Origin of the sequence: Lentibacillus salicampi (assembly GCF_004565465.1) — a bacterium.
GTDB lineage: Bacteria > Bacillota > Bacilli > Bacillales > Amphibacillaceae > Lentibacillus > Lentibacillus salicampi.
The window spans coordinates 1-11,115 of the sequence record NZ_SRHY01000010.1; the positions used below are offsets into that span (position 1 = coordinate 1).

6 protein-coding genes and 1 pseudogene are annotated in these 11,115 nt (G+C 35.0%); 1 reads left to right on the forward strand and 6 read right to left on the reverse strand.

All coding sequences use genetic code 11. The features are described from left to right. Positions 1-153 precede the first annotated feature (153 nt). The 4 genes and pseudogenes from E4U82_RS08450 to E4U82_RS08465 form a co-directional block, all read right to left on the reverse strand. Positions 154-960, reverse strand: coding sequence for a methyltransferase domain-containing protein (locus E4U82_RS08450; protein ID WP_245183541.1), 807 nt, complete (start codon positions 958-960; stop codon positions 154-156). Positions 961-978: 18 nt separating this feature from the next. Further along, on the reverse strand, positions 979-1,863 hold the full coding sequence (locus E4U82_RS08455; RefSeq protein WP_135109764.1) for a permease: 885 nt from the start codon (positions 1,861-1,863) through the stop codon (positions 979-981). Positions 1,864-1,952: 89 nt separating this feature from the next. Continuing rightward, positions 1,953-2,273, reverse strand: coding sequence for an ArsR/SmtB family transcription factor (locus tag E4U82_RS08460; protein ID WP_135109765.1), 321 nt, complete (start codon positions 2,271-2,273; stop codon positions 1,953-1,955). A gap of 208 nt (positions 2,274-2,481) precedes the next feature. Next, positions 2,482-5,539, reverse strand: a pseudogene (locus tag E4U82_RS08465) (Tn3 family transposase). A 227-nt stretch (positions 5,540-5,766) separates the two neighbouring features. On the opposite strand from E4U82_RS08465, the gene E4U82_RS08470 reads away from it, so the two are divergent. Continuing rightward, the gene (locus E4U82_RS08470; RefSeq protein ID WP_135109766.1) at positions 5,767-6,372 is read left to right on the forward strand and encodes a recombinase family protein; all 606 of its coding nucleotides are present in this window, start codon (positions 5,767-5,769) and stop codon (positions 6,370-6,372) included. A gap of 996 nt (positions 6,373-7,368) precedes the next feature. Here the strand turns inward: E4U82_RS08470 and E4U82_RS08475 are convergent. Both E4U82_RS08475 and E4U82_RS08480 read right to left on the reverse strand, forming a co-directional pair. Then, positions 7,369-9,162, reverse strand: coding sequence for a UvrD-helicase domain-containing protein (locus E4U82_RS08475; RefSeq protein WP_135109767.1), 1,794 nt, complete (start codon positions 9,160-9,162; stop codon positions 7,369-7,371). Next, positions 9,149-11,065, reverse strand: coding sequence for an ATP-dependent nuclease (locus tag E4U82_RS08480; RefSeq protein WP_135109768.1), 1,917 nt, complete (start codon positions 11,063-11,065; stop codon positions 9,149-9,151). Before E4U82_RS08480 ends, E4U82_RS08475 begins: the two co-directional genes overlap by 14 nt. Positions 11,066-11,115: the final 50 nt, after the last annotated feature.

An 11,115-nucleotide genomic window follows, 5' to 3' on the forward strand; every position in this document is an offset into this window, starting at 1 on the left:
GCGTGCTCATTAATTATATAGAAGGTATCGCGTAAGTGGTACATTTATTTGTCATTTGATGGTACATTTCTTGTCATTCGGTGGTAAATAACATGTCACTAGTGGTACATTTTGTTGACCGTAATCATTCTTTACCCTTACGTGCTATAACAGTCACATACTTCTAAAATCGATGTCATTAATGGTAGTCCATGTATCTTCCCGTTTATCAATTTCAATGCCGTAAAAACCAGCATTTTCAAATGCACTTATAAATTCATTTTCTTCTATTGCTCCTGAATAGCAGCCACTCCAAAGGTTTTCATCGTTTCTCATTTCTTCTGGAACAACGATGTTAGATACAATATCAGATATAACAGCTTTGCCGCCATCTTTTAAAACCCGATATACTTCATTAAACAATTGTTCTTTTTCCTTAGTTGAGACAAGATTTAACACACAATTCGAAATGACTACATCGATACTGTTATCTTCAATTATTGGAAGTTTTTCTTCTAAGTAATTGATATGATCATTAATAGCATTAAAATCGTGTATATTGGTTGCTGGATTGGCTTCTATATATTTGTTCAATTCATCTAAATTTAGTTTTAAATTTTGGATTTTACCTTTATGGAACGTAACGTTATCATAACCTAAAGTATCAATTATTTCTTGTTGATACTTTTTAGCAAGAGCAAGCATATCATCATTCATATCCACGCCAATGACCGTTCCAGTCTGACCAACGATTTGTGAAACAATATAAGGAACTTTGCCACCGCCCGAACCTAAATCTAAAACAGTATCTCCCTCTTTGATTTTTCCTAAAGGATCACCGCAGCCATAGTCCTTTTCTATAATTTCATCAGGAATTATTTTTAGATATTTGGTATCGTATTCAACTGGACAACAAAGATTTTGTTCATGGTTAATTGCGGCACTACCATAACGATTGATTACTGAGGATTCCGTACTCATTTAAATATCACCATACCTTTAAAATATTGAATTAATCATAAGACCAGTTCCTGTAGCTACAATTAAAATAGTTGCAATGAATGCCACCAAAAATTTCTTTTTAAACAATTTGGATAACATAGCGACTTCCGGAATACTTGCACCTGCACCACCGATAACTAATGCAATAACAGTTCCCATTGACATACCCTTTGAGACCAGTGCTTCCGCAATAGGTAACATCGTTTCAGGGCGAATGTACATGGGAACCCCGATAACAGAAGCAATCATAACTGAAAATATGCCATCACCACTGGCGTATTTTGTAATGAAATCTGCCGGGATAAATCCGTAAATAAATGCTCCAATAAATACCCCTATAAATAAGTAGGGAAGCATTGGATAAAGAAATGCCCATGCATCATTCAGAGCTTGCTTCATTTTAGACCCTTGATTATTACTGAAGAAGCCATCTCCTTTAACCGTTACACCTTTATATGTTTCTGCCAAATTAAGTTTTGAAAATATAAGCCCTGCTACAATACTGAAAATACTTAGTACGATAAAATATACAAGTGCAATCTTCCAGCCCAAGAGTGCCCAAAGCATGAAAATCATAACCGGGTTCATTAATGGTGAAGCTATTAAAAAACTCATCGACGGACCAAATGGTACTTTTGAATTTAATAATCCGGCAAGGATAGGTATAGTTGAACAGGAACAAAATGGTGTAACGGCACCAAAGAATGTACCGAGTATATAATTTACAGCTTTGTTTGGCCGGTTTAAGAATCGTTTAATTTTTTCCTCTGATACGACCTGTTGAATTAAACTCACAATAAAACTAACGACAATAAATAAAGCGAGCAATTCAGCAGATAGCATGAGAAATGTTTTTAAAAATTCCATAATGGAATCTGCCATTAGTATAACTCCTTTCCCTATTATTAATCAACTTTTTTTGATACATAAATCAGTTTTTTTTGATTTAATGAGCAAATAACAGATACCTGTTAAAAAATCTTACAACAAGTATCTTTAGATAAAACAACCTGTATTTGTTCTTCATTAATTCGATAGTAATTCCAAGTGCCATGTTTTTCAGGTATAAGTATATTGGCATCAACTAATTTCTTCAGGTGATACGAAAGCTTGGATTGTTGTAACTCTAATTTTTCTTCTAAATCACAGACACATAAATTCATATTTGGACTTTGACTGATTTCATTAATAATTTTAAGTCGAATTTTATCCGCTAAGGCACTGAACATCTTTTCATAAAAATCGAGTGCTGCATCTTCATTTAATTCATTTGCATTTTTTATCAACTCCATTTTTTACCTCCCGATTAATATATCAATTTTTTTTGATTTAATAATAGTATATTATCTGTAAAAGGAAAGTGCAACCTTAATGATCAAAAAGTTAATTATTACACAATAAATCAACACGACTTAAGAACTCTAAGCTAAACTCCATTCCAATAATTTATCAACCATGTGGTTTGTCTACAGCATACAAATTAGCACAGAAATGAACGATTTACTCCGAGAATACTTTTAACTGAGCCAATTCCTGAATAATAGCCTCCATGTTGACCGATTCATGGAATTTATTAAATTCGTAATGGCCATATAAATTGATGTGTTGCCATGCCACGGGTGAAATTTGCTTTAATACATCTGAATCCTTCCCCTGCCTTTCTCTGTAAGTCAATATATTTGATAAAATGCTGGCATTGTAATAGATGATGCAATTGGCGATGAGACGGCTGCACTCGCTCCAAATTTGTTGCTCTTGTTCGGTTTTAAAACGTAGTCTGCCAAAATTAGCATGCGACACGGCTCGGCGTAATTTATGGTAACTCTCACCCCGGTTTAAGGTTCGTTGCACATTTCGGCGTAAGGGTGGCGAATCAATGTAATCTAGAAAGTATAGGCTCTTGATGATGTTATCATACTCCCACAATGCACGCTTGGTTTTGTTTTTACGAGCATAAGCACTTAATTTCCCAACGATGATACTCTGTGTTGTGGTTTTTAGCGCCAAAGATAAAACAATACGCTGGATATTCTCCCATTCCTCGGCAATCAGATTTGTGTTGATTTTTCGAACGGGTTTGACCAATACATCGCCATATTGGCTTGGATGTCGGAAGCCATATAATGATCTGCTTACGGTGCCATAAATATCCTTGTATCGAGGGGCAAACTGATAACCGAAAAAGTGAAGAATGGCAAAATTAACCTCATTGGTTCCATGAGTGTCGGTAGAATGCACTTCAGGCTGAATGTCAGTTGTGTTGTTATATAGGATATCAAATACGTAATGACTTTCATGCTCATTCGCCCCAATAATCCGGGCATTGACGGGAATATGGTTAGCAACCATGGTGTAAGAAACAATCCCTTTTTTCAAGCCGAAATATTTAGGTGAATGCCGCGAATTCATGGTATTGATTTGCGTCTCGAATTTTTGGCCATCACTGCTGGAATGAATGGTATCGTCTATATCGTAATGGTGAAAGATTGGAAGCTCTGTTACTGCATTACTGATCCGATCATTGGCTTCCTTTAACGTCTCTAATCGAATAAAGTTATCGGACGTAGCTACAAGCGAAGGATAACGGATATCAGAGATTTCCCCCATTCTTCCTAAGCCCATGTTTGTACCCCAAGCAATCAGACAAGCGACTAAAACGTGATCCTCTCTTGACTGTTTGGCATAACGACCTAAAATGTGATCAAACGCTTCCATAAAAGAACAGTGTTGATTGGCGTAATGTAAAACACTTCCAATATCAATCGGCCTCAGTGCATCAAAAAAGGTATGATTGATGGATTCCGTATCTCGAGTATTGGAAAGTGCCCATCGACCATAGCGTCCCCGTTTTTTATGGACATGTTCATTTTCGCCAGACGCAATTCGTTGGTTGACCTCTGTTAAACGCCCTTCAAGCTGTTGCTTTAATTCGGCTAAATGTTCATGGATAGGTTGATAGAAGGTTGTTAGACCGGCGTCAACCAATAGTTTATCTTTTTGTTGCCACTTTTCATCATCAATGAGATCATCCTCAAAACTACGAAATCGGATGCTTTCACGACAAAAAGCATCCCCTGCTTCCAGTCGGTTACGTAAAAGCCGATAAATAAGAAACTCATAGCGATCTACCCTGATGATCTTTTCTCCATTAGGTTCTTGCTCATAAACGTAACGCTTTATATTATCCGATATAAATCGCTGGGGTAAACTTTCCGCAGCATATTGCCCTAACGATTTATTTTGATGAAAAGCCCGTTTTATAAAATCAATGGCCTCCATGAGTGGATCATTTTTGGAGGGAGCTGCAAAATTAACCATAAGCAGTAAAGGGCGTAAATGACGTTTAAATTGACGAGCTAATTGGTCAATGTGTTCCCATTGGAGAACTGTTTCATTCCACTTTGCATTCGTGGCGATTTGATCGGCAAGATTAGTAAGTTTTTGGCGTTCCAAGATAGCAAAGGCTCTCGCTTGAATATCGCCAAAAGGGGTGTCGGCTTCAATGCTATCGTCGGTGAGTAATTGAAGCACCTCGCCAGCCCTTTTCATGTTTTGTCGATTTTCCGCATAGTGCTGATATATTTGATCTTTAGCCGTTGACTTGGATTCATCGATGTAGCCGAACATTATAAATTAAGGTATTAATCAGATTGTCATTCATGCGTTGATAGCGATAATAAACAAAGCATAATAAATAAACGTACACCAGCCACTCATCCAGCCTTTTGAGTTTGTAAACAGAGTAATAATTAACCAACGAAGCAAAGTATTTGATGCTTTCATTTGAAACGCCTAATTTGGGCAACAGTGTGTGAGCGAGTTGATATAAAGACTGGATTTGCTTCCCTCGGTCAATCTCACGTTTGATTTCTTTCAGGCTAAAATCCTTGGGTTCACGTTTGAGCAGTGTTATTTCATACAACCCTTGGGTATCCTCGAGCAATGTCCTCAAGGCCTGAATATCGGACTGTTTTAGATGGTTCTGCATGATGGCTGTTAGTCGATTTTGTTCAAAGGTGATCGCCTGACTCACTGTTTCTTGAATAAAACTGTATCCTGGCACAACAATGCGTTGTTCATTTAAATAATTCATGATTTCACGGAAGATAAAAATCGGTTTACCGGAAATTGTAACGGCATGATAGGCTTTTTGTTCAATTTGTTTTCTTTCTTCAGGACCACAACTGTGGTAATCGAATCGTTCCATAATCAGTTGCTGCTGCTTGAAACGAGTTGACTTATGAACGGTACTCAAATCAACCATTTTTCTATCATTAAAATGTTGTTTCAACACGTATTGAAGATCTTCCTTCACTTCATGGAGATCAAATGTGAAAAATAGGTGCTTGGCCTTGAAATAACCAAGTTGCAGCACGAAATAAACTTTAGATTTAAAGGAATGCAGACTTTGTAGCAACTCTTTCTCGGGCTGGGAAAGAGAAAAATAATAACAGCGATCTTCATATGTAAAATGCGGCCTTTCAAAGAGTGCTTTGAATTCATCCTCCCCCAGAATGCTTATTCGTTTTTGGTGGGTTCCAGTGGTTTCAACAGTCATAGTTTCCCCTTCCTTTCCCTGTTTCAAAAAGTTTACTTTTTGAAAGAGTCTATTTATCTCTATTTTATTATGTCATAATTATAACATAATTTAATTTGAAACACGGCTATAAACTTGTAGATGTTTTGAAAAGGAAATATAATAGATATATGTTACGGGTATTCGAATAACATTCGTGGTCAAAAATTATCGTTCATTTATTTTTTGGAAAGTGTGGGACAATCATCATGAGATCTTTTTTCTATGCAAGGGTCAGTAGCAAAGACCAGTCGTTGGAGAGACAACTTTCTGCCGCTAAAGAAGTCGGCATTGAGGAAGATTATATATTCGTAGAAAAGGCAAGTGGTAAGGACTTTAAAAGGCCAGAATATCAATTAATGAAACGGATGCTTCGAAGTGGAGACGCTTTGTACATTCAGTCACTGGATCGATTGGGACGTAATAAACAAATGATACTGGATGAATGGCAGGATCTGGTCAAATCCAAACAAATTGATATTGCCGTGTTAGATATGCCTTTGCTTAACACGATGAAATACAAAGATTTAAACGGGATTGAAACCTTGATCTCCGATTTAATCCTGCAATTATTGAGTTATATGGCCGAGGACGAACGCAAACGAACAAGGGAAAGACAGGAAGAAGGGATTCGAATAGCTAGGCAAAACGGCATTAAATTCGGCAGAAAGAAATACGAGATTGATGATACCTTTAAAGCTGTCTATCCCGAATGGAAACAAAACAAAATCACGGCTGTAGAAGCCATGAAACGAGTAGGCATGAAAAGCAACACGTTTTACAGAAGGGTCAAGGAATACGAAACTAATTTTTAATCCTTGAATCATATTGAGCACTATATATGTTTGACTATTCTGAAATATACCTTTTCGAGGGGTTGGGCAAAAACACCCAAGGTGCAATCATACGATACATTTTTCTTAGTTTTCAGAAATATGGGCGCTAAGTGTATCAAGGTTAACTAAACACTTCCATATTTTTCCTTTACGGATGTATAGCCTTCAGCTTTATCAGATGGCTTCATCAAATATGGTAGAAAAGGTGAGAAAAACAGCGATATTTTAAGGAAGTCGAAATAAATAGAGGGAGTGGTGAAATGAATTGCAAAGTAAGCGTCAAATAATCCCCATCTGTGTAACATGTGGGGATTATTTTTACGCTTACACCCGACTTACCTAGTCGAATTCTTGTCTTTCCAATCAGAAAAAAGAACTTTTGATGCGTTTTGAGAATTATTAGTCATTGTAAGATAAGGGGTTAAAGCTATTTTTGTATATTACCTGTATATTATATATGCTTATCCACAGGTTTTTGGAAGCAATTAGATTATGATTAAACCATATATTTTTTACTTAATCAGCTCACGCTCCTGGCAATTTAGGAGGCCCCTGTCTTTTTTATTTAGCGAAAAGGTTTACATCATCCCGTCCGTACTTGACTGTTTTATTTGGGGTTTCGCATGTTGTGCCTTATTTCAGCACATTGCGTTATTAAGGGCTTGGTAATTAAGAACTCACTTTCACTCAGTTTCATGTTTTTGTTGATTTATGTGAGGTTTTTCAAACCTCACATAAACCCTTGCCCCATATAAGTTTCAGTGTAAATAATACTCTTATTGTCCAAAATCATTTGAGACTTATGGGACTCACAGCTTAGAAGGCTGTTGATATTACCATGACAGAAACAAACAATCCACAAAGGAACTTGATGCAACGGGCTTTTATTATACACTAATATGATTAATAATAATATTACCCAACCCCAAATAATGAATTACAACCCCATTTCAATCCCCCATTTAAAAGGCAAAATCAAATAGATTTACTCGTATGCTCTTTTAAAATCTTACTATCCCTTTGAACTATAAAATCTTCTTTCAATTTCATTTGCGCCTCTTCCGTCAAACTATCGTAAGTATCCACATGCAATGCTACAGCTAAAAAAGTAGTAGCGCGACTCATTGCAACAAAAACAACTCTTTTATTTATGTCATTATAATATCTAGGGGGTTCTAGTAAAGAGGTGTAGCTTTTTAAAAAACCATGTTCTTCTCGAGAATTTTTATAAAGATACACCATGTTGGCTTTTAAAGTCTGTCCTTTAAGGTCGTGTATGGTTTTCATTGAATTTTTATCGGATATCTTTGTTGGACTAATAGATTCAACTTCTTTTAATTCTTCCAATATCCTAAATAAGCCATTGGTTTTATTTATTTTAGAATTTGATCCAAAAACATTTAAAAATAAGTTAATTGAATCCCTTATTAAAGTATGATTGGCAGTACCTCTATAATATTCGATTAGTGTCTTATTGATTTTCAAATCATAACTTGCGTACTCTCTTTGTAATTCCCTTTTAATTGATTGTATATTAAATTTTGTTTCTTCTGCCAACAATCGGTAGATTTCATTTTTAGCCTTTTGAAAAGTCGATTCTAATTTCTGTTTATTAGTTTTATTAATCTTTCCACCCAATATTTGAGCATGGGATCGAGCTGCTACTAACATAGCTGTATGTTCATTTGCCATCATTATATCTTTTTGATTTAATATTAGTTTAAAGCAATCAGATAATTTTTTTGGATCCTTATACAAAAGTAAAATCGGTTGTAACGATTTCTTAGACTCAGTTGGTTTTAAATTATCTTGAAACATTTTATTTAATACAGTAGCGATGCTATCACCAAAACGGTTTGTTTGATTTAAGTAATAAGTTTTAAATCCCTTGGTCGAAACCTCTGGGTTACTATATGCAATATGCTGATTGCTATCGCCTATCATTTGAAATATATTTCCCTCCAAAAGAAATACCTTTTTAAGTAATTGCAGTGCTAGTGGAGAGACATCTTGAAATTCGTCCATTAATAAATATTTAAAACGCCCTTGAAGTCTTCTTTTTACACTATCAAACTTAAAATATTTTTGCGCTAAACTAAATGTGTCATTTACATGAAAAAGACCCTTTTTCCAACTTTCCTTTTTAGAAAATAAATAGTCATCCTTATACTTATCAAATGATCCATGTTGAAATGTTTCTGTATTTAATTTTCCGTCCGTATCAAAATACAAATGGGAATTTATTAACCTCTCTATTACACCGTTTGAATTCTGAATATAACTTTGACCAGTTGCTCTAAACCAAGGATGTTTTTTAGCAAGCTCATTCCGAAAATACTTCTTAAGAATTTTTTCTTCAGAGAAATATATATCAACCAACCCTTTATTTGCTCTTTTTAAAAAAGGAAGCATACCATATTTATTAAAAAACTCATTTACAGTTCCTATGAAGTGTGGATGGGGAATGTCTTTATATCCTAACTTCTTCAGCACTTTAAGAATCTCATCTACAGCAGAATTAGTGTGGGTAATAACACAAACACCCGTTAAACTACCTTCAACCTCAATTTTCTTCAGTAGAAGTGCTACTTTAGCAGCAAGTGCAGTAGTTTTCCCAGAGCCTGGTCCAGCTTTAATCACCGCGGACTCACAATAATGAATAAATTTCTTTTGTTCCTCATTAAATTTATAGTCTCCCAGAACAATTTTCTCGATTTTTTTAAACCATTCATCTGAAAAAGTATCATATGGTACTTTAAGTGTCTGCACTCAATTCACCACCTGTCACATGCTTAATGCCATCAATTATGTATTTTAATTCATAATCATTTATTAGCTTTTCCTTTTCATCCTCTGTGAAATTTAGAATCTTTTCGGAGAGTTGTTGAGCTATCACTGCTTTTGAAATTGAATTAGTTAACACAAATTGATATGTTTTGGTTGCACGGTCATGAGTATCACTTATTTCCTTCCATGTTTCTAGCTTTTCACTTGAAGTCTCCTCTTTTTTATAATCTCTAAGATCTACTATAATTTGTTCAAACTCTTCTTTTAACATGCTTTTAGCAATAGAATGCTCTAGAGTCCAAGGTTCTGCTAAAAACACTTTAATTTCTTCTTTAGTGTCTTGATATTCTTCCTTTTTTTCTTTTGCAACATCTTCACTAACTAATCCTATTTGTTCTATTGTATATTCCCAAATTTTAAAATGCTCTTTTGCCTGTTCATTGGTCCAATGACTGTTAATTTTGTTTTTAATTTCTTGAATTGTTTGTGGCTTGTTAATTTGTGAATATTTTTTTTCCGATTCTTCCGACTTATGTAGATAATGACTTTCTGGTGAAACATCCATATCTGTTATTACGGATACAGGAAAATTCATTGATTCTTTTTTTCTTAAAAAGATTGGAATATAGCGATTAAACTGAGTTCCTTGTACATTCACTACAGATATTCCATATTGATGTAAAGGTCTTCCAATTGCTTCTGCTATAGCTGGCACTAAAATATTTTCAGCAAATCCCTCCACAAGAATTACCCCTTTCGCAAAAAAAAGATTTGCTTTTGTTGCATCTAAAAAGCGATCTAAAAACCTATAATCATCGCTTTCAAGTTTAGTATATTCTTCACTCATAGGGAAAGCGTTGTCGTTAAATATTAAAATTAAGTTTTCCAACTTTACAGATGCCGCTAAGGTCGGACTATGTGTTGTTAAAATATATTGAGCATTCAAAGAAGGATGATCTGCTAAATATTTTTCAAAGGATTTAATTACACGTAATTGAGCCTGTGGGTGTAAATGTGCTTCAATTTCCTCAATTAATGTCAATTGCACACCAATTTCTTGTTCTCTTAATGCAATTAACTCTAATGCCATAAATAATATGTTTGTACTCCCTAAACCACTCTTAATATCATCATAATTAAGTTCTAAACGCCGTAATACTTCCTGAAAAGTAAGAGATTTATTTTGAATTTGTGCCTCTCTAGAGTCTGTTCTAGATAAAAGCCTTTTTAAATGTCCATCCACCTTGTCTAGAACAGGTTCATTTAATTTGTGTTCCAAAGCACTGAACGCATTTTCAAAGTCTTCTATCACTTCAGTTTTCTTATCGTCACTACGGAAAGCTTCTAGTCCTTCAATCACTTTGGCTACACGTGACCTATATCCCGGTTTTAGTTCATTTTCGGCATCGCGTAATGGCTTCAAATATGTAACACGTAAGTATTCTTGTGCAATAGAATGCATCCCCTGCTCATGATTTATAGGTCCAGCTACAATATCCTTATTAATTTTTTCAATTTGATTGACATCTAAATATTTATTAGCCCTTAATATAACTCGCAGAGAAGTTTTTTCAAGTTGTTTTCCCTCAGTAGTTAACCATTCTAAAAAGTAAGCTTCCTCTTTTTCAGATAAGTCACTAAATACGCACTCTATCTCTAAGCTCTCTGTTTCTTCAGAAAAATCCTCATCTGTAACCCAATCTGTCATTCTACTATTTGTTCCTAAGACCATACGAATTGCGTCAATAATCGCAGTCTTACCAGAATCATTTTCGCCAATTAAAATATTTAATCCTTTCTTAAAGCGAAGAACAAGACCTGGACTTCCATCTTCAGACGCTTTAAATTTTCTCCAATTATTTAACTTTACTTCTTTAAGAAACAATAAAAACTCCCCCTTTAAGTGAAAAGACTAGCATTAAGTATTCATCAACC